At 71.3% G+C, this 18,776-nt stretch carries 17 protein-coding genes and 1 pseudogene; 11 read left to right on the top strand and 7 right to left on the bottom strand.

What is annotated here, in order from left to right; all coding sequences use genetic code 11:
- The first annotated feature begins 86 nt into the window (after positions 1 to 86).
- Positions 87 to 1,709, top strand: a complete 1,623-nt coding sequence (pgm, locus tag DEI94_RS03280; RefSeq protein WP_111026486.1) for a phosphoglucomutase (alpha-D-glucose-1,6-bisphosphate-dependent) — start codon at positions 87 to 89, stop codon at positions 1,707 to 1,709.
- Positions 1,710 to 1,774: 65 nt separating this feature from the next.
- Here pgm and DEI94_RS03275 read toward each other — a convergent pair whose 3' ends face one another.
- Positions 1,775 to 2,488, bottom strand: coding sequence for an alpha/beta hydrolase (locus DEI94_RS03275; protein WP_181434621.1), 714 nt, complete (start codon positions 2,486 to 2,488; stop codon positions 1,775 to 1,777).
- Positions 2,489 to 2,728: 240 nt separating this feature from the next.
- Between DEI94_RS03275 and DEI94_RS03270 the strand changes: the two genes are divergently transcribed.
- Positions 2,729 to 5,146: an MDR family MFS transporter gene (locus DEI94_RS03270; RefSeq protein ID WP_375334764.1), complete on the top strand. Its 2,418-nt coding sequence runs from the start codon at positions 2,729 to 2,731 to the stop codon at positions 5,144 to 5,146.
- A 144-nt stretch (positions 5,147 to 5,290) separates the two neighbouring features.
- Here DEI94_RS03270 and DEI94_RS03265 read toward each other — a convergent pair whose 3' ends face one another.
- Entirely contained in the window at positions 5,291 to 6,142 is an 852-nt protein-coding gene (locus tag DEI94_RS03265; protein ID WP_375334603.1) for a DNA-methyltransferase, read from the bottom strand.
- Between the two features lie 139 nt (positions 6,143 to 6,281).
- Here DEI94_RS03265 and lplAB point away from each other — a divergent pair, with 139 nt between their 5' ends.
- A complete protein-coding gene (lplAB, locus tag DEI94_RS03260; protein ID WP_111026487.1) occupies positions 6,282 to 7,331 on the top strand; it encodes a lipoate-protein ligase LplAB in 1,050 nt (349 codons plus the stop codon).
- A 146-nt stretch (positions 7,332 to 7,477) separates the two neighbouring features.
- Entirely contained in the window at positions 7,478 to 7,804 is a 327-nt protein-coding gene (locus DEI94_RS03255) for a hypothetical protein (protein WP_146244046.1), read from the top strand.
- Here the strand turns inward: DEI94_RS03255 and DEI94_RS03250 are convergent.
- Together DEI94_RS03250 and DEI94_RS03245 are read right to left on the bottom strand one after the other, a co-directional pair.
- On the bottom strand, positions 7,801 to 8,085 hold the full coding sequence (locus DEI94_RS03250) for a GNAT family N-acetyltransferase (RefSeq protein ID WP_111010146.1): 285 nt from the start codon (positions 8,083 to 8,085) through the stop codon (positions 7,801 to 7,803). The genes DEI94_RS03255 and DEI94_RS03250 overlap by 4 nt on opposite strands.
- Complete coding sequence (locus DEI94_RS03245) at positions 8,082 to 9,005, bottom strand: alpha/beta fold hydrolase (RefSeq protein ID WP_258377991.1); 924 nt, start codon at positions 9,003 to 9,005, stop codon at positions 8,082 to 8,084. The genes DEI94_RS03250 and DEI94_RS03245 overlap by 4 nt, the downstream gene beginning before the upstream one ends.
- Before the next feature lie 124 nt (positions 9,006 to 9,129).
- On the opposite strand from DEI94_RS03245, the gene DEI94_RS03240 reads away from it, so the two are divergent.
- The 4 genes from DEI94_RS03240 (at position 9,130) to DEI94_RS03225 (ending at position 12,625) form a co-directional block, all read left to right on the top strand.
- Entirely contained in the window at positions 9,130 to 10,281 is a 1,152-nt protein-coding gene (locus DEI94_RS03240; RefSeq protein WP_111010147.1) for an inorganic phosphate transporter, read from the top strand.
- A gap of 1 nt (position 10,282) precedes the next feature.
- A complete protein-coding gene (locus tag DEI94_RS03235; RefSeq protein WP_111010149.1) occupies positions 10,283 to 10,558 on the top strand; it encodes a hypothetical protein in 276 nt (91 codons plus the stop codon).
- 337 nt (positions 10,559 to 10,895) lie between these two features.
- Positions 10,896 to 11,282 (top strand): MarR family winged helix-turn-helix transcriptional regulator, encoded by a 387-nt coding sequence (locus tag DEI94_RS03230; protein ID WP_111026515.1) that lies wholly within the window; start codon positions 10,896 to 10,898, stop codon positions 11,280 to 11,282.
- Positions 11,279 to 12,625 carry an MFS transporter gene (locus tag DEI94_RS03225; RefSeq protein WP_181441778.1) on the top strand — a complete coding sequence of 449 codons (1,347 nt, stop codon included), beginning with the start codon at positions 11,279 to 11,281 and terminating at the stop codon, positions 12,623 to 12,625. The genes DEI94_RS03230 and DEI94_RS03225 overlap by 4 nt, the downstream gene beginning before the upstream one ends.
- 2 nt (positions 12,626 to 12,627) lie before the next feature.
- Here the strand turns inward: DEI94_RS03225 and DEI94_RS03220 are convergent, their stop codons facing one another.
- On the bottom strand, positions 12,628 to 13,554 hold the full coding sequence (locus tag DEI94_RS03220) for an alpha-E domain-containing protein (RefSeq protein ID WP_111026488.1): 927 nt from the start codon (positions 13,552 to 13,554) through the stop codon (positions 12,628 to 12,630).
- A gap of 257 nt (positions 13,555 to 13,811) precedes the next feature.
- Between DEI94_RS03220 and DEI94_RS03215 the strand changes: the two genes are divergently transcribed.
- The 3 genes from DEI94_RS03215 (at position 13,812) to DEI94_RS03205 (ending at position 15,839) form a co-directional block, all read left to right on the top strand.
- Positions 13,812 to 14,819 carry an SLAC1 family transporter gene (locus tag DEI94_RS03215; RefSeq protein WP_111026489.1) on the top strand — a complete coding sequence of 336 codons (1,008 nt, stop codon included), beginning with the start codon at positions 13,812 to 13,814 and terminating at the stop codon, positions 14,817 to 14,819.
- A gap of 30 nt (positions 14,820 to 14,849) precedes the next feature.
- Complete coding sequence (locus DEI94_RS03210) at positions 14,850 to 15,368, top strand: MarR family winged helix-turn-helix transcriptional regulator (protein ID WP_181435055.1); 519 nt, start codon at positions 14,850 to 14,852, stop codon at positions 15,366 to 15,368.
- A gap of 198 nt (positions 15,369 to 15,566) precedes the next feature.
- Entirely contained in the window at positions 15,567 to 15,839 is a 273-nt protein-coding gene (locus DEI94_RS03205) for a hypothetical protein (protein ID WP_111026490.1), read from the top strand.
- A 112-nt stretch (positions 15,840 to 15,951) separates the two neighbouring features.
- Here the strand turns inward: DEI94_RS03205 and DEI94_RS03200 are convergent.
- Both DEI94_RS03200 and recQ read right to left on the bottom strand, forming a co-directional pair.
- A pseudogene (locus DEI94_RS03200) lies at positions 15,952 to 16,833 on the bottom strand (NAD(P)-dependent oxidoreductase); the annotation flags it as partial.
- Between the two features lie 72 nt (positions 16,834 to 16,905).
- Positions 16,906 to 18,774 carry a DNA helicase RecQ gene (recQ, locus tag DEI94_RS03195; protein ID WP_111026491.1) on the bottom strand — a complete coding sequence of 623 codons (1,869 nt, stop codon included), beginning with the start codon at positions 18,772 to 18,774 and terminating at the stop codon, positions 16,906 to 16,908.
- Between the last annotated feature and the right edge of the window lie 2 nt (positions 18,775 to 18,776).

Below are 18,776 nucleotides of genomic sequence, written 5' to 3'. Positions count from 1 at the left end.
ACCGGTGTCATTCCTCCCTGGACCCCGTCGGGCGCCGGCCTGTGGACAGTCGGGCACAGGACACGGCGCGGTGCCAGGATGGGCGCATGAACGACCGTGCCGGAACGCCCGCGACCGCCGAGGACCTCGTCGATCTCCAAGAGCTCGTCGACGCCTACTACTCGCGGGTCCCGGACGCATCGAACCCCGAGCAGATGGTGGTGTTCGGCACGTCCGGCCACCGGGGCTCCTCGCTCGACACCGCGTTCAACGACGCACACATCGCCGCCATCACCCAGGCGATCGTCGAGTACCGCGCGCAGCAGGGCACCACGGGGCCGCTGTTCATCGGCCGCGACACGCACGCGCTGAGCGGTCCGGCCGAACGGACCGCGCTCGAGGTCCTGGCCGCGAACGGCGTCACCGTGCTCGCCGACAAGGACAACGGCTACGTGCCGACGCCCGCGCTGAGCCACGCGATCATCCGCTACAACCGCGAGGGCCACGACGACACCGCCGACGGCATCGTCATCACGCCGAGCCACAACCCCCCGCGCGACGGCGGCTTCAAGTACAACCCGCCGCACGGTGGGCCCGCGGACAGCGACGCGACGAAGTGGATCGCCGACCGGGCCAACGCGATCATCGCCGGCGGTCTCGTGGACGTGCAGCGCCAGGAGCAGGCGAGCCCCGGCCGGTACGACTTCCTCGACACGTACGTGCACGACCTGGCGGACATCATCGACATCGCGGCGATCAAGCGCGCGGGCGTCCGGATCGGCGCGGACCCGCTCGGCGGCGCCAGCCTGCCCTACTGGAACCGCATCCGGGACCACTACGGCCTCGACCTGACGGTGGTGAACCCCGACGTCGACCCGACGTGGTCGTTCATGACCCTCGACTGGGACGGCAAGATCCGGATGGACCCGTCGAGCCCGTCCGCCATGGCGTCGGTGCTCGCCCACAAGGACGAATTCGACGTCCTCACGGGCAACGACGCCGATTCCGACCGGCACGGGATCGTCACGCCGGACGGTGGGCTCATGAACCCCAACCACTACCTGGCGGTGGCGATCGAGTACCTGTACTCGCACCGTCCGCACTGGCGGCAGGACGCCGCGATCGGCAAGACCCTCGTCTCCTCGAGCATCATCGACCGCGTCGCGGAGTCGCTCGGCCGGACCCTGTGGGAGGTCCCGGTCGGGTTCAAGTGGTTCGTCCCGGGCCTGATCGACGGCTCCGTGGGCTTCGGTGGCGAGGAGAGCGCGGGTGCCTCGTTCCTCCGGATGGACGGCACCGCGTGGACGACCGACAAGGACGGCATCATCCTCGCGCTGCTCGCGTCCGAGATCATCGCCGTCACGGGCAAGACACCGTCGCAGCTCTACCGCGAGCTCACGGAGCGCTTCGGTGACCCCGTGTACCAGCGCGTCGACGCCGCTGCGACGAAGGCCCAGAAGGCAGCGCTCGGCAAGCTCGACGGCGACGCGATCCAGGCGGACACCCTGGCGGGCGACCCCATCGTCGCGAAGCTGTCGAAGGCCCCGGGCAACGGCGCGGCCGTCGGTGGGGTCAAGGTCGTCACGGACCGCGCGTGGTTCGCCGCACGCCCGTCCGGCACCGAGGACGTCTACAAGATCTACGCGGAGTCGTTCGTCGGGCAGGAGCACCTCGAGCAGGTCCAGCGCGAGGCCAAGGAGATCGTCGACGCCGCACTCGGCGGCGCCTGACGACCCGGGCACTCGGTCGGGAGGCACGGTGCGGCTCCGCCCCGCGCCTCCCGATCAGCTGACGGTCAGAGCACGCGCTGGTACCGCAGCCAGTTCTCGCACAGGCGCGTCCACTGCGAGGTGTGCGGTTCCTTGACCGCGGTGCCGAGCCCGTGCCTCCCGTGCGGGAACAGGTGGAACTCGACCGGCACCTCGTTCCGGACCAGGGCCTCCACGTACGCGAGTGCGTGCGTCGCGCGCACGATGCGGTCGTCCGCCGTCGTCCACACGAAGGTCGGTGGCGTCCGCGCGTCGACCCGGGTCTCCATGGACAGCTCGCGCCGGAGCCGCCACGACGGTGCATCGCCGAGCAGGTTCCGCATCGGCCGGGTCCGCGTCGGGTGCTCCATCGAGACGACCGGGTAGTTGAGGACGCAGAACGCGGGCCGGTCGTCGTCGGGGTCGTCGATCCCGTTCGCCAGGCACGCGGCGAGGTGCCCGCCGGCGCTCGAACCGACGACACCGACGCGCGCCCGATCCACGTCGATCGGCGCCGCGCCCGACCGCAGCCAGCGGAACGCCGCCCGTGCCGCGTCCAGGGGTTCGGGGTGCCGGTGCGGGGCGACCGGGTAGCGCAGCACGACCCCGTGCACGCCGATCCCGGCGAACCACTCGGCGAGCAGCTCCGAACTCGGGCGGCCGTGTTCCTCGTACCCACCACCGGGCAGCACGAGGACCGTCGGACGGGGGCCGGGCAGATCCGCGGGTCGGTAGGTGAGCCCGGCGGGTTCGGAGACCATGCGGCGGAGCCTACCTGCGCATGGGCACAGATCGCGGGGCCTCCGTCCACAGGTCGCCCGGAGCTCGATCAGGTCGGAGCGACGGGGAATACCCTGGCGTGATCGTCGCGTTGTCGCCTGAGTTGCGTGACCTGTAACTTTGCACGCGACGCAAACTTCTCGGCAACGGCGGCCCGATCGATTCGAGCACCGAGCGCCGCCGGACATCCCAGACCCCGCACCAGACGGAGAACCAGCACAATGACCCAGACCGCGACGCAACGGGCCGGCACCTCGTCGTCCCCCACCACGTCATCGAACGCGGTGATGTCGCACCGGCAGATCCTGCTCGTGATCTACGGCCTCATGGCCGGCATGTTCCTGGGCGCCCTGGACCAGACGATCGTCGGGACCGCGATCCGCACGATCGGTGACGACCTGCACGGGCTGAACGAGCAGGCGTGGGTGACGACCGCGTACCTCATCGCGTCGACGATCATGACCCCGATCTACGGCAAGCTGTCCGACCTCTTCGGGCGGCGACCGCTGTTCCTCATCGCCATCGCGATCTTCATCATCGGCTCGTTCGCCGCGTCGTTCTCGACGTCGATGGTCATGCTCGCCGCGTTCCGTGGCGTGCAGGGCCTCGGTGCCGGTGGCCTCATGTCGCTGCCGCTCGCGATCATGGGCGACATGTTGGCCCCGCGTCAGCGCGCCAAGTACCAGGGGTACTTCCTCGCGGTGTTCGGCGTCTCGTCGGTCATCGGCCCGCTCGTCGGTGGTCTGTTCTCCGGCGCCGCGCAGATCCTGTTCATCACGGGCTGGCGCTGGGTGTTCCTCATCAACGTGCCGATCGGCATCGCGGCGCTGATCATGGTCATCGTCTTCCTGCATCTGCCGCGGGTCGGTGACAAGCGCAAGGTCCGCATCGACTACTGGGGTGCCGCGCTCGTCGTGGTGACCCTCGCGCCGCTCCTGCTCGTCGCTGAGCAGGGTCGCGACTGGGGTTGGACCTCGGTCGGATCGTGGACCTGCTACGTCATCGGCGGGCTCGGCCTGCTGGCGTTCATCCTCGTCGAGCGCGCGATGCGCGACGACGCGATCATCCCGATGAAGCTGTTCCGCTCGCGGGTGTTCTCGATGTCGACGATCCTGGGTGTCCTCGTCGGGTTCGGCATGTTCGGCGCGCTGCTGACGCTCCCGCTGTACCTGCAGATCGTCAAGGGCCTGACCCCGACCGAGTCCGGGTTCGCCACCCTCCCGATGGTCCTCGGACTGATGATCGCCTCGATCACCTCCGGCCAGATCATCTCGCGGACCGGCAAGTACCGGATCTTCCCGGTGACGGGCACCGCGGTGACCTCGATCGGCTACATCGTCCTGACGTTCATCACCGTCGACAAGCCGCTGTGGTTCCTGCTCATCGCCATGTTCTTCATCGGCCTGGGGCTCGGCCAGCTCATGCAGACCCTGACGCTCGCGTCGCAGAACTCGGTCGGTCCGCGTGACATCGGCGTCGCCACGAGCGCGTCGACGTTCTTCCGGCAGATCGGTGGAACGCTCGGCACGGCGATCCTGCTGTCGGTGCTCTTCGCGAGCATGCCGACGAACATCTCGACCGCCATGGAGAACAAGAGCACCCTGACGAACGGCCTCGACGCAGCCCTCACGCCGTCGGTGGCCAGCGCGTCGAAGAACGCCGGCGTCATGAAGCAGATCTGGAACCCGATCGTGACCCCGGTCAAGAAGAAGATCCAGAGCCAGCTCGACCAGGGCGCGACCCAGGCGAAGGGCCAAGCCGACCAGGCCGTCACGAAGCAGGTCACGACGGCCGTCCAGCAGCAGGTCAGCGCCGGCAAGGTCCCGGCGGCTGCCGCGCAGTCGGTGATCCAGCAGCAGGTCGCCGCCGCGCGGCCTGCCGCGGAGCGCAAGGCACTGCGGGCCGCGGCCGCACAGGCGCACGCCTCCGTCCGCAACGGCGGGCTCCGGATCGACTACGCGAACGCCTCGCAGCGGAAGCACGTCGTCACCGCGGTCGCGCCGACCATCATCAAGCAGGTCAAGAAGGGCTCGTCGAACGCGAAGAGCACGACGAGTGACACGAGCGACACGTCGTTCCTCAACGGCGCCGACCCGCGCTTGACCAGGGCGTTCCTGACCGGGTTCAACAACTCCGCCGTGCAGATCTACTACGTCGGCCTCGGCGTGCTCCTGCTCGCGTTCATCCTGACGTGGTTCTTCCGCACGCCGCCGCTCCGCAAGGTGTCGGCCCTGCAGGAGCAGGCGAACGACGCTGCGGGGTCCGTGCCGAGTGGCGCTGCCGGACACAACGGCGGGAGCGACGACCTCGACGTCGGCGCTCAGGGTTCGGCCGCGTCGATGGGTTCGCTCGTGTCCCCCGACACCGGCGCGGTCGACACCGTGCCGACCTCACCGGACGTGTCGCTCGACAGCGGTGAGACCCGCGCGCCGCTCGCGGATGCGCCGACGCACGGGGCACACTCCGCCGCCGCCGCGGTCGACTCCCCGAGTCGTGTGCACAACGAGTCGGACGCGCCCAAGCACGCCGCACCGGTCCTCGAGGCCGAGCGGGGCAGGGTAGCCGCCCCCGCCGCCTCGCCGACCGACGGCACCACCGACGTCGGCCACGCCGAGCGGCACGGCAAGCACAGCGCCTGACGTCGCACCTCGACGACCACGAACGCCCCGGAGACCACTCCGGGGCGGTCGTGCGTCTCGGAGCGTTCGTGCGTCTCGGAGCGGAACCGCCGAGCGGCGCCCGGGATTCGCCGACAACGGGGAACTCCGCGGGGACGCCCGCGGTCAGACGGCCGGGTCCTCGACGTCCGCGGCGGGCGGCTCGGCCGTGGTGAACACCGCCGCGGGCAGACGTCGCCGCATCACGGCGATCGCCTCGGGGTTGTCGTCGACGAGCAGGAACCGCCGTCCGAGCGCCGCCGCGACGGCCCCGGTCGTCCCGCTGCCGGCGAAGAAGTCGAGCACGAGGTCCCCGGGCCGACTCGACGCCTGGACGATCCGGCGGAGCACCCCCTCGGGCTTCTGCGTCGGGTACCCGGTCTTCTCGCGACCCGTCGGCGACACGATCGTGTGCCACCACACGTCGGTGGGGAGCTTGCCGCGTTCGCGCTTCTCGGGCGTGACGAGGCCGGGCGCCATGTAGGGCTCGCGGTCGACCGCCTCGGAGTCGAAGTGGTACCGCTCCGGGTCCTTGACGTAGACGAGGATCGTGTCGTGCTTCGTCGGCCAGCGGGTCCGGGATTTGGCGCCGTAGTCGTAGGCCCAGATGATCTCGTTGAGGAACGCGTCGCGGCCGAACAGCGCGTCGAGCAGGACCTTGGCGTAGTGCGCCTCGCGGTAGTCGAGGTGGACGTACAGCGTGCCGTCGTCGGCGAGCACCCGCCAGGCCTCCGCGAGCCGCGGCTCGAGGAACGACCAGTAGTCCTCGAACCGGTCGTCGTACCGCATGAGGTCACCCCGGACGCGTTCGTACGACCGCCCCTGGAACCCCCGGACGGGGCCGTCGACGGCGCGGACCGCCGTCGACGCACGACGCGTCTGGGTCCGTCCGGTGTTGAACGGCGGGTCCAGGTAGACGAGCGTCGCGAGCCCGTCGGGCAGCGTCGCGAGGACGTCGAGGTTGTCGCCGTGCACCACCCGGTCGGGCTCGACCGCGGGGCGGGGCTCGACGTCGGTGACGGGGACGGGGTGCACCCGCTCATCATGACGCGCTCCGCGGGCCGGGAGGCACGCCCCGCGCCGCTCGCGTGCGTCGCGTCCGGCATAGGCTGACGGGATGCACGGCGAGTACAAGGTCCCCGGAGGCAAGCTCGTCGTCGTCGACCTCGAGGTCGTCGACGGCCGGATCGACGGGTTCCGTCTGGCGGGGGACTTCTTCCTGGAACCGGACGACGCCCTCCCCCGCATCGACGCGGCGGTGAACGGCCTGCCGGTCGAGACCGACGCCGCGGGCATCGCGGCCGCCGTCCGGGCCGCCCTGCCCGAGGGCGCCGTCCTGCTCGGGTTCACCCCGGAGGCGGTGGCCACGGCCGTGCGTCGGTCCCTGGCCCGGGCCTCGACCTGGCAGGACCACGACTGGGAGATCATCCACGAGGGCCCCATCCCGCCGAACGAGCACCTGGCGCTCGACCAGGTCCTCACCGAGGAGGTCGGTGCCGGACGCCGCGGTCCGACCCTGCGGATCTGGGAATGGGACCAGCCCGCCGTCGTGATCGGCAGCTTCCAGTCCCTGCGCAACGAGGTCGACCCGGCCGGTGCGGCGCGGTACGGCGTCGAGGTCGTCCGCCGCATCTCCGGCGGGGGCGCGATGTTCATGGACGCGGGCGCGATCATCAGTTACTCGCTCTACGTGCCGGCGGACCTCGTGCAGGGCATGAGCTTCGCCGACTCCTACGCGTACCTCGACGAGTGGGTGATCGAGGCGCTGAAGTCCCTGGGCATCGAGGCCTGGTACCAGCCCCTCAACGACATCACCTCGGCGAAGGGCAAGATCGGCGGTGCCGCGCAGAAGCGGCTCGGCACGGGCGCGGTCCTGCACCACGCGACGATGAGCTACGACATGGACGGCGAGAAGATGGTCCAGGTCCTGCGCATCGGCCGCGAGAAGATGAGCGACAAGGGCACCACGAGCGCTGCGAAGCGGGTCGATCCCCTGCGGTCGCAGACGGGTCTGTCACGCGCCGAGATCATCGACCGACTCATCGCGACGTTCACCCGGCTGTACGGCGCGCACGAGGGCCACGTCACGCCGGAGGAACGTGCCCGCGCCCAGGAGCTCGTCGCGACGAAGTTCGCCACCCGCGAGTGGCTCGAGCGCGTCCCCTGATGCAGGGCGTGGCGCCCGGGAGGAGGGGACTCCCGGACGCCACGCGAGCATCGTCGACGCCGGACCAGAGACGGGGACTCGAGGATCATGAGAATCACCCGCGCGGCTGATCCCCCGCGCGGACGACCCACGTAGCCTCGGTGCTCGTGAACTGGTTGATCCTGCTCGGCGCGGTGGCGGCGGCCGTGCTCGCGACGTGGGTCGCGGACCGACTCGGCTGGGTCGACCTGTCGAACAAGGCGAGCCGGGGCGGCTCGTCCGGTGGTGCCATCGCGATGATGGACGAGGTGTTCGCGCCGACCCGTCACGAGACGCAGGCCGAGTTCGATCGGCAGTCGCGCCTCCCGGTCGAGGCGCCGACGCCGGCGGACGACGACCACGACCTGCTGAGCGGCCACGTGCTCATCCGGGTGCCCACGGTCCGTGCGGACCGCGGGCCGGCTCGTGCCGGGGCGCACGAGCGCAGCTTCTAGACCGCCAGGAGCTCCTGGTAGTCCGGGTGCTTCTCGATCCAGGCGTGCACGTAGGAGCACTGCGCGACCACCGACCGGTCGGATCCCGCACGGACGTCGTCGAGCGCTCCGCGGACCAGGATGGACGCATTGCCGCCGCCACGGTGCTCGGGGTCGACCTCGGTGTGCACGAAGCGGATGACGTCGCCGTCGATCTCGTACGCGGCGAAGCCGATGACGGCACCGTCCTCGACGAGTGAGTACTGGTTCTGGTCGGCGTCGTTCCGCACTTCGGTCGTCATCCGGCCGAGGCTACGCCCCCGCCCCGGACGTCCGCAGTGCGGGTGTGAGCGTTCAGCCAGGCGACCAGGTCGGCGATGACCTCGTCCCGGTTCGTCTCGTTGTAGACCTCGTGTCGCGCGCCCTCGTACACGTGCACCCGCACGTCGGTGAGGCCGGCGCGGCCACGGTACGCGCGGGCCAGTCGGTGCACGGAGCGCGGGCCGCCGAGCGGGTCGTCGGACCCGACCTGCAGGAGCAGCGGCAGGTCGTGCGGGATCCGACGCCGCGGGACGCCGAGCAGCCGGAGGGTGTCGGCGATCCCGAACAGCCCGATGACGTCCGCCTCGGCCGCGAGCGGGTCACCCGCCATCGCCTCGATGATCGCGCGGTCGCGGGTGAGCCACTCGTACTTCGTCGGCCCGAGGTGCGCGTGCCGCTTGTTGAGGTCGCCGCCGTTCATCCAACCGGGCACACGGTAGGCGGACCCGGACAGCACGAGGCCGTCGTACTCGCCGCTGGCGGTGTTGACGATCTTCTGCGCCATGATCGATCCCCACGAGTGGCCGAGCAGGACGATCGGGAGCCCCGGGTGTGCCTGCCGCGCGACCTGCGTCATCTGCTGGACGGCGGCCACGGCGGCGCGGAGACCGCCGGGTCCGAGCCGGCCGAGCTGCGTCCGGTCGTCACCGTGCTGTCGGAGGCCCGTCCGCCCGTGCCCGCGGTGGTCGTTGACGACGACGGTCCACCCCGCGGCGACGAGGTCCCGGGCGAGCGACGCGTACCGCCCGCCGTGCTCCCCCACCCCGTGGGCGATCTGCACGACGCCGTGCGGGTCCGCCGCGCTCCAGGTGTCGTAGACGACGTCGATCCCCCACGCGTCCCTGAACGTCGCCTCGATCGGCGCGCTCGGACCGGGCGGTGTCGGCTGCGATGCGGTCACCGCACCATCTTGCCGCGCCGACGCCCGAGTTCACCCGCTGTTCACCTCGGCGCGTGCGGCACTCGCCTAGCGTGGCGCCCGTGTCGGCAGTCCCGCTGCCGACGCCCTCACGACAGGAGGCAGCATGGACGTCCTCGTCACCGTGGTCCTCGTGATCGTCGTCGCCCTGGTGTTCGACTTCACGAACGGGTTCCACGACACCGCCAACGCGATGGCCACGTCCGTCGCGACCGGTGCCCTCAGACCGCGCACCGCGGTGCTCATCTCGGCGTCGCTCAACCTCGTCGGCGCGTTCCTGTCCACGGAGGTCGCCTCGACGGTGTCGCAGGGGATCATCAACGAGGGCCAGAGCGGCATCGAGATCACACCCGTCATGATCTTCGCCGGCCTCGTCGGCGCGGTGCTCTGGAACCTCGCCACGTGGTACCTCGGCCTGCCGTCGAGCTCGACCCACGCGTTGTTCGGCGGTCTCATCGGGGCCGCGGTCATCGGCGCCGGGTTCCAGTCGGTGAGCTGGACCACCGTGGTGTCGAAGGTCGTCCTGCCGGCCCTGTTCTCCCCCGTGATCGCGGGCGTCATCGCACTCGTCGCGACGTTCGTGGCCTACCGCTTCACCCGGAACGCGACGACGCACGGTGCTGCGACGGGGTTCCGGCACGGGCAGACGATCTCGGCGTCGCTGGTGTCCCTGGCCCACGGGACGAACGACGCGCAGAAGACGATGGGCGTCATCACGCTCACGCTCGTCGCGGCGCACTACCAGGAGTCCGGGACCGGCCCCGAGCTGTGGGTGATCCTCGCCTGCGGCCTGGCGATCGGCCTCGGCACCTACACCGGCGGCTGGCGGATCATGCGGACGGTCGGCAAGCGGATCTCGGACGTCCAGTCGCCCCAGGGGTTCGCCGCCGAGACGAGTTCGGCCGCGACGATCCTCATCTCGAGCCACCTCGGGTTCGCCCTGTCGACGACGCACGTGACGAGCGGGTCCGTCGTCGGGTCGGGCCTCGGCAAGCGGCTCGCCGACGTGCACTGGGGCGTGGTCGGGAGGATCGCCTCGGCCTGGGTGATCACGCTGCCCGCCGCCGCGGTGGCCGGTGGCATCGCGACCTGGATCGCGTCGTCCTCGGCGATCGGGCTCGTCATCGTGGCGTTGCTCGCGGTCGCCGGTGGCGGGACCTTCGTCATGCTCGCCCGACGCAAGCCGATCACCCACGAGAACGTCAACGACGAGCCGGCCCCGGAGCGCGAGCCGGTCGCCGCCGGAGCGGAGGCCTGACGTGGGGTCCACCATCGACTGGAGCGCCATCGGCGAGGTGTTCGGCGTCGGGTTCGTCGCCGCGGTGGGCATCGTCGTCGTCTACACCCTGGGCCTCCGCCTGCTCGGGGTCGGCCAGCCGCAGGACCCGCGCGGTGAGGCGACGACCTCCGACCAGGAGGCCCCGCGTTCGGGCCGCACGCCGCCCGCGGCGATCGCCGGTGCGGGACTGTGCTTCGCGGTCGGCGCCGCCGCGGTGCTGTTCGGGATCTGGCTGACGGTCCCCCAGTTCCACTGACGGCCGCCCCGGCCAGGGCTGGCCGGCCCGGCCAGGGCTGGCCGGCCCGGCCAGGGCTGGCCGGTCCACCAGGTCCGGCCGGTCCTCCAGATCCTTCGAGATCGCAGAAGATGCCGCTTTGGCCCCTTCCGAAGCGGCATCTTCTGCGATCTCGACGCAATGGGGGCGACCCCATGGCGACCGGTGGGCGCGGGCGACCGCGCGGGCACGCGGCTGCGCCCTCCGCGGAACCAGTTCGTTCGCCGAACTAATTTGATAGGCTAACGATGTGTCCGTCGAAGTCCCCGCTCGCCCCGACCGGGCGACACCGCACGCATCGCTGAGCAGCGATCTGCGGATGACCGTTAACCGCCTGTCCCGGACCCTCCGCGCCCAGAAGGCCGACGCCTCCGTCCCGGATGCCCAGTTCTCCGCCCTCGCGCAACTGCACCGGAACGGTCCTCGCTCCCTGGCCGACCTCAGCGATGCCGAGGGCATCACGCCTCCCTCGATGACGAAGACCGTGAACGCCCTCATCGAACGCGGGCTGGTCCGGAAGACCGAGGACGCCGTCGACAAGCGCAAGGTCCTGATCAGCGCCACCGATGCTGGTTCCGCCTTCGTCCGGGAGACCCGTCGTCGCCGCGACGCCTGGCTCGCGCCCCGCATCGCCAAGCTCACACCCGCCGAACGGCGCACCCTCGCCGACGCCACCGACATCCTGAGGAGGCTCACCCAGCAGTGACCGCCATGTTCAGTTCCCTCTCGGGACGCAACTACCGCATCTGGTTCTCCGGCGCCCTCGTGTCGAACGTCGGCACGTGGATGCAGCGCACCGCGCAGGACTGGATCGTCCTGACGCAGTTCACCCACGACAGCGCCGTCGCCGTCGGTATCACGATGGCGTTCCAGTTCGGGCCGCAGCTCGTGCTCATGCCGATCACCGGACTCGTCGCCGACCGGTTCGACCGCCGGCGCACCCTGATGGTCACGCAGGCCCTCATGGGAGCGCTCGGTCTCGCACTCGGGATCATGGTGGTCACGGGCGCTGCCTCGCTCCTGTCGGTCTACGGGTTCGCACTCGCGCTCGGCATCGTCGCCGCCTTCGACACCCCCGTGCGCCAGGCCTTCGTGTCGGACGTCGTCCAGGGCGAGAACGTCGCGAACGCCGTCGCACTCAACTCCGCCTCGTTCAACGGTGCCCGACTCATCGGCCCCGCGATCGCCGGCGTGCTCATCACCGCCATCGGTTCCGGTTGGGTGTTCGTGATCAACGCGGCGTCGTTCCTGGCGGTGCTCATCGCGCTGCGGTTCGTCGACCCGGCACAGCTCGCTCGGCGCATCCGGCCGAAGCGCGGCAAGGGTCAGATCCGCGCGGGGTTCACCTACGTCCGCACCCGCCCCGACATCGTCGTGGTGCTCTGCATGATCTTCGTGGTGGGGACGTTCGGCCTCAACTTCCCGATCTTCACGTCCACCATGGCGCGCGTGGAGTTCCACCGCGGCGCGGGCGAGTTCGGCCTGCTCAACTCGGTCATGGCGATCGGTTCGGTGCTCGGTGCACTCCTGTCGGCCCGTCGCGAACGTCCGCGCCTGCGCCTGCTCGTCGTCGCGTCCACGGGCTTCGGGCTCGCATGCGCCGTCGCCGCGGTCATGCCCACGTACGCCACGTTCGCGATCCTGCTCGTGTTCGTCGGGCTCTCCGCCATGACGTTCATGACCACCGCCAACGCCCTCGTCCAGACGACGACGGAACCGGCGATGCGCGGCCGGGTGATGGCGCTGTACATGGCGATCTTCGCGGGTGGCACACCCATCGGAGCGCCGATCGTCGGCGCCGTCGCCGACTCCTGGGGTCCGCGGTGGGCGCTCGGCGTCGGGGCCCTGTCGGGGTTCGTCGCCCTCGCGATCGCGCTCGTCTGGTTGTCCCGGTTCCAGCACCTCCGACTCCGGTACGACGCGGACAGTCGGCTCCACCTGGCCGTGACGAGCTCGATCCCGATGGTCGGCGGGCGTCGGGCGCGCGCGGCGATGCAGGCCGAGTTCGCCTCGGAGGAAGCCGTCGCGAACCGCACCAGCTCCGCCTGAGGTCAGCGGCCTCCGGCCCAGGACGGGGCCGCGTCCGTCGGGAAGTACCGGGCACGGATCGCGTCGGACACCTCCGTCGTCGCCTGCCGCACCTGCTCCATGCGGCTCGGCAGGTCCTCGAGGATCGCGGCCACGGGCGCGGCCTCGAGCGACGACCGGATCCCACCGAGGAGGTGCTGGGCATCGTCCTCCGTACCGGCCCGCTCCGTCGCCGCCTCGACCTCGCGGAGGCACTGCTCGGCGCGGCGCACCGAGAACAGGACGGAGCGCGGGAACGACGGGTCGAGCAGGAGGAACTCGGCAGCAGTCCGCGCCGACGGCACACCGCGGTGCGTGTGCAGGTACGGCTCGTAGGCGCCGCACGAGCGGAGGATCGTGGTCCAGCTCGGCCCGGCGACCTCGGTGAGCATGCGGCTGGCGAGCAAGCGCGCGGTCAGGTCGGCCCGCTCGATCGAGCGGCCGAGGGTGAAGAAGTTCCAGGTCTCGTCGTGGCTCGTGGTGGACTCGATGATCCCCACCGCGAGCGCACTCCGCTCCCGCACCCACCCGAAGAACTCGTGCACCTTGTCGCTCGCGACCTTGCGGGGCATGCGCGCCCGCGTCGTGTTGAGGCACTCCCACAGCTCGGTCGACACGAACTCGCGGGCGCGGCGTGCGTCCTCGCGGGCCGCGCCCAGGGAGTACGCGATCGAGGCGGCGTTGTGCCGGTCGACGGCGAGCATGCCGAGCACGTCCGCACGGGTGAGTCGCTCGTCGTCGGGCACCGATGCCCCCAGGACGCCGAGCAGACTGCGGCAGGCGAGGTCCTCCTCGATCCACGGCTCCTCGTTGAGCAGTTGCAGGTGGACGTCGAGGAGCCGGGCGGTCCCGTCCGCGCGTTCGACGGAGCGGCCGATCCCGAAGACGCTCTCGGCGGTGCGGCTCAGCACGTCGCCTCCTCGGACGCTCCGGACCCGTCGGCCGCAGCGGACGGAGCGGCCATGCCGAGAACATAACGACTCGTGATTGCCGCGGTGTTTCATGCCCGGGTCACGGATGTTGCGGATGCGTGGGCGCGTCCGCAATGTCCGGAGGCGCGCCGGGCAGCAACGACGTGCACGGACCGGACGTGCCGATCGCGACGGAGTGGGCGGGGAATGCTGTGCCGCCTATGACGGTTACATCGGCACCCGAACAAGGAGCCAAGATGACCACCACGACGACACCGCGACCACGATTGCCGCTCAACACGTTCGGGATCTCGTTCGGCACGGCAGGTATCGCCGGTACCTGGACCACGGCCGGCGACCTGCTCGGAGCGCCGGCCGCCATCGGCGAAGTACTGTGGGCCGCCGCGGCGGTCGCCTGGGTCGTGACCATCGTCCGGTACCTGCGCCGACCGGGCGGGATTGGAGCAGTCGTCGCCGACCTCCGCCACCCGGTCCTCGGTCCGTTCGCCGCGCTCGTGCCCGCGGTGGGGTCGCTGCTCGCGGTGCACGTGTCGACGTGGGCGCCGACGGTCGGGGCGGTCGGCGTCTGGGCGATGCTCGCGCTGACCACGGCATTCGGTGCGTGGTTCGTGACCGACCTGCTCACCACGCCTCGCGACCCGGGAACGCTCCACGGCGGGTACCTGCTCCCGACCGTCGCCAGCTCGCTGCTCGGCGCGCAGGCGCTCGCGACCATCGGTCACCCGGCACTCGCGACGGGCTTCTTCGCGACCGGCGTGCTGTTCTGGCTCCTCGTCGGCGCCGTGCTCCTCGTTCGGTTCGCGACCGGACCGGCGATCCCGGCCGCACTCCTGCCCACGCTCGCGATCGTCTCCGCACCGCCGGCGGTCGCCGGCAACGCCTGGTGGGTGCTGACAGCAGGCGCCCCGTCCGTCGTGCACACCGCCCTCGCCGGCACCATGGTCGCCTTCCTCCTCCCGCACGCCTTCCTCGTCCGTCGCTACCTCAGGTCCGGGTTCGCGATCGGCTTCTGGGCGATGACCTTCACGACAGCCGCGAGCGCCACCTACGGGATCCGGCTGCTCACGTCCACGGACCTCGGGACGCTCGGCATCGCGTCGGCCTGGGTCGTCGTGGCGCTCGCGACGGTGATCGTGGGCAGCATCGCCATGCGGTCCATGGGGCTGTTCCTCCAGGGACCCCATGATGCAGCTACAGCTGCAGTGCCCGCGGCCGATCGGCGAAGCAGTAGATCCCTCGACTGACTAGCTGCTAGATGATCTAGCATGTCCTCCATGTCCGAGCCAACGACGCAGGCCCGGGGCTTCTGGGACAGTGCCTCCCCGGCCTCGGTGACCGACGTCCTCGAGGCGCTCCGTCAGCTCCGCGAGGCCGAGCAGCGCGCCCACCGCCGAGCGTGTGCGTCCCTCCACGTGGGCGAGAACGGCCTGCACGCGTTGCGCTTCCTGCTCGAGGCCGGGGCCGTCGGGCAGGACGTCAACGCGAAGGACCTCGCGGTCCGGCTCGGGGTGACCGCGGCCTCCACCTCGGTGCTCGTCGAGCGACTCGTCCGGAGCGGGTACGTCGAGCGTCACCCGGACCCGCAGGACCGCCGTGGCGTGCTCCTCACGGCCACCGGCCCGGCCGCCCACCGCGCCCGTCGCGTGATCGCGGAACTCGACGCGACACGGGGTCGAGCGGTGGCGGACCTGCCTGCCGGAGCCGCTGACGTGGTGCTGCGGTTCCTCACCGAGATGGCCGATGCGGTGGGTGCCGAAGATTCCGTACCCGCGGGTATGGACAATTCTAGTTAGGCCATCTAGATTGTGACCCGCGAGGCAAGAGGTGCGGCGCCGTTCGGGTCGGAGCCGGACCTCTCTCCTCCCTTGGACGGTGCGGCCTCGTTCGGGTCGATGGCCGCACCGTCCCCCTTCTCCTCGCCGCTCGCGGGACTCTGTCCGTCCTGCCACGCTCCCGACCGGTGTCCATCCGCCCGGCGGTATCGTCGGCACATGGGGCACGACCAGGCAGACGAGGGATCGGACCCCGAGCGCGTGCCCGACCCGCATCAGGAGCGGACGGCGGAGCACGAGCGCAGGGTGCATCCCGAGGACACCATGCCCCTCGCCGAGCTCGATGCACATGCCCGCGCCGAGGCGGCACTCCGGCGCATCGCGGCCGGCAGCGACCCCGGGCGCGAGGCCTTCGACCTCGCGAACACCCTGAACGACGAGACCGTCGCGCGCGTGCGCGCTCGACTCACCCGCTGGTTCCGGCGACACTGACGCGGTCACCGCCGCACCGCCGCGAACGGCCTGGAGGCGCGCACACCGCCCGGCCGACCCGGTCCGGTCCGACCCGGCCCGCCGCGTCCTTGTCGGTCGGCGACGCCCGCGATCAGTCGGCCGCGCCCTCCGGCCGGAACCCCGTGACGACGGCGGCGATGTCGTCCCCACCGTGTCCCGCGGCGCTCGCCTGCCCGTAGACGGCCACGAGGGCGTCGAGCAGCGTCGTGCTGACACCGGACTCGTTCGCCGCGTCGACCATCAGGCCGATGTCCTTCCGGAGTCCGTCGAGCGCGAACTGCGGGTCGAACCGGTCCGCGATCATCGCGGCGCCCTTGGTGTGCGCGTACTGCGAGTCGGAGGCGCTGCCGTCGATCGCCTGCAGGAAGAGGTCGGGGTCGAGTCCGAGTGCGGTGGTGAGCGTGAGCGACTGCGCCGTCGCGGCCGTGATCGAGGCGATCCAGGCGTTCGCGGCGAGCTTCAGTGCGGTCCCGGCCCCGACCGCGTCCCCGGCGACGACGATCTTGACGCTGATGGCCTCGAGCACCGGCCGGACGCGGTCGAGGAACTCCTCCGGACCGGCGGCGAGCATGGTGAGCTTGCCCTGCTCCGCCGGTCCCTTCGTCCCGAGCATCATCGCCTCGACCAGGGTGATCCCGTGCTCGGCGGCGACGCGCACCACGCGCTCCGTGCCCTCGAGGCCGATGGTCGAACTCTGGACCCAGATGGCCGACTCGGGGGCCGCGTCCGCCGCCTGCCCGAGGACCTCGAGCACGGCGTCGGTGTCGAACAGCGTCAGCACGACGACCTGCGCCGATGCCACGGCGTCAGCGGGCGAGGTCGCGACCGTGGCGCCCTGTTCGCCGAGGGGCTGCGCACGCTGGGCGGAACGGTTCCACACGGTCACGTCGTGCCCCTCGCGCAGGAGCGACCCCGCGACGCCGGCACCCATCGCGCCCGTCCCCAACACCGTCACCCGCATGCGCGCCTCCTCCGTCCGGTGCCCGGCTCGGTCGCCGCGGCAGCGCCGCCGACGCTACGCCGAGGAGCCCGCGAGGACGGCGAGTCAGGCTGCGTCCGCCACGACCTCGAGCACACCCTGGCCGTAGGCCTCGAGCTTCGCGGCTCCGACGCCGCTGATCTGCGCGAGCTGCTCGAGCGTCGCCGGTCGCGTCGCCGCGATACCGCGCAGGGTGGCGTCGCCGAACACGACGTACGCCGGCACGCCCTGTTCTCGCGCGCGGGTGCTCCGCCACGCGCGCAGGGCCTCGAACAGGCCGGTGGCCTCGCTCGGGAGGTCCGTGGGCGCCGCCCGACGCCGGGTCGCCCGCGCGGGACGGGGCTGTTCGCGCCGGAGCCGGACCTGGACACGACCGGCCAGGACGTCGGCGCTCGTCAGGGTGAGCACGAGGGTGCCGTACCCGTCGCCCGAGACACCGACGAACCCCTGCGCCAGGAGCTGCCGCACGACGCCGCGCCACTCGCCCTCGGACAGGTCCTGCCCGATCCCGAAGGTCGCCAGGGACTCATGGCGCAGCTCCTGCACCCGCGGCGACTGCTTGCCGACCAGGATGTCGACGATGTGCCCCGCGCCGTACCGCTGGCCGCGCTCACGGTCGAGCCGGACCACGGTGGACAGGAGCTTCTGCGCGGGCACGGTGCCGTCCCAGGCCTCGGGCGGGGCGATGCACGTGTCGCAGTTGCCGCACGGCGTGGACTCCTGCCCGAAGTACGCCAGGAGTCGCACGCGGCGGCACTCGACCGTCTCGCAGAGGGCGAGCATGGCGTCGAGGTGCATGCTGAGCCGTCGGCGGTGGGCGGCGTCGCCCTCGGACTGGTCGATCATCCGACGCTGCTGCACCACGTCGTTGAGTCCGTACGCCAGCCACGCGGTCGACGGCAGGCCGTCACGTCCGGCACGGCCGGTCTCCTGGTAGTAGCCCTCGAGCGACTTGGGCAGGTCGAGGTGGGCCACGAACCGGACGTCGGGCTTGTCGATGCCCATGCCGAACGCGATCGTCGCGACCATGACGACGCCGTCCTCGCGCAGGAACGTCGCCTGGTTCCGGGCGCGCACCCCGGCGTCGAGTCCGGCGTGGTACGGCAGCGCCGGCACCCCGCGTTCCACGAGCGCGGCGGCGGTCCGCTCCACCGACGCCCGGGACAGGCAGTAGACGATGCCGGCGTCCCCGGCGTGCTCGGTGGTGATGAACTTGAGCAACTGCTGCAACGCGGCTGCCTTGGGCTCGATCCGGTACTGGATGTTCGGGCGGTCGAAGTCCGCCACGAAGTGCGCGGCGTCGTCGAGGCCGAGCCGGGCGGAGATCTCGCGGTGCGTCTGCGGCGTCGCGGTGGCCGTGAGCGCGATCCGGGGCACGCTCGGCCACCGTTCGTGCAGGACGCTGAGTTCGAGGTAATCCGGCCGGAAGTCGTGCCCCCACTGGGCGACACAGTGGGCTTCGTCGATGGCGAAGAGGCTGATCGCCGCGCGGTCGAGCAACGCCCGCGTCGACTCGAGCCGGAGTCGCTCGGGCGCCAGGTAGAGCAGGTCGACCCGACCGTCCACGAGGTCGCGTTCGACCCGGGCACGTTCGTCGGGCGTCTGCGTGGAGTTGAGGAACGCCGCGCGCACGCCGTTCGCGGCGAGGGCGTCGACCTGGTCCTGCATGAGCGCGATGAGCGGGGACACGACGACGCCGACGCCGTCGCGCACGAGGGCGGGCACCTGGTAGCACAGCGACTTGCCGCCGCCGGTCGGCATGAGCACGAGCGCGTCGCCGCCACCGACCACCTGGTCGATGATCGCCGCCTGCTGCCCGCGGAAGGCGTCGTACCCCCAGACCCGCTGCAGGACCTCGAGCGGCGCCGACCGCGCACTCGACGCGTCTCGCGCACCGGAGACCCCGGGCGCGCGGAGGGACGAGGGACTGCTCATGC

The organism is Curtobacterium sp. MCBD17_040, assembly GCF_003234805.2.
Taxonomy (GTDB): domain Bacteria; phylum Actinomycetota; class Actinomycetes; order Actinomycetales; family Microbacteriaceae; genus Curtobacterium.
This window is presented reverse-complemented; position numbering and strand designations above follow the sequence as displayed.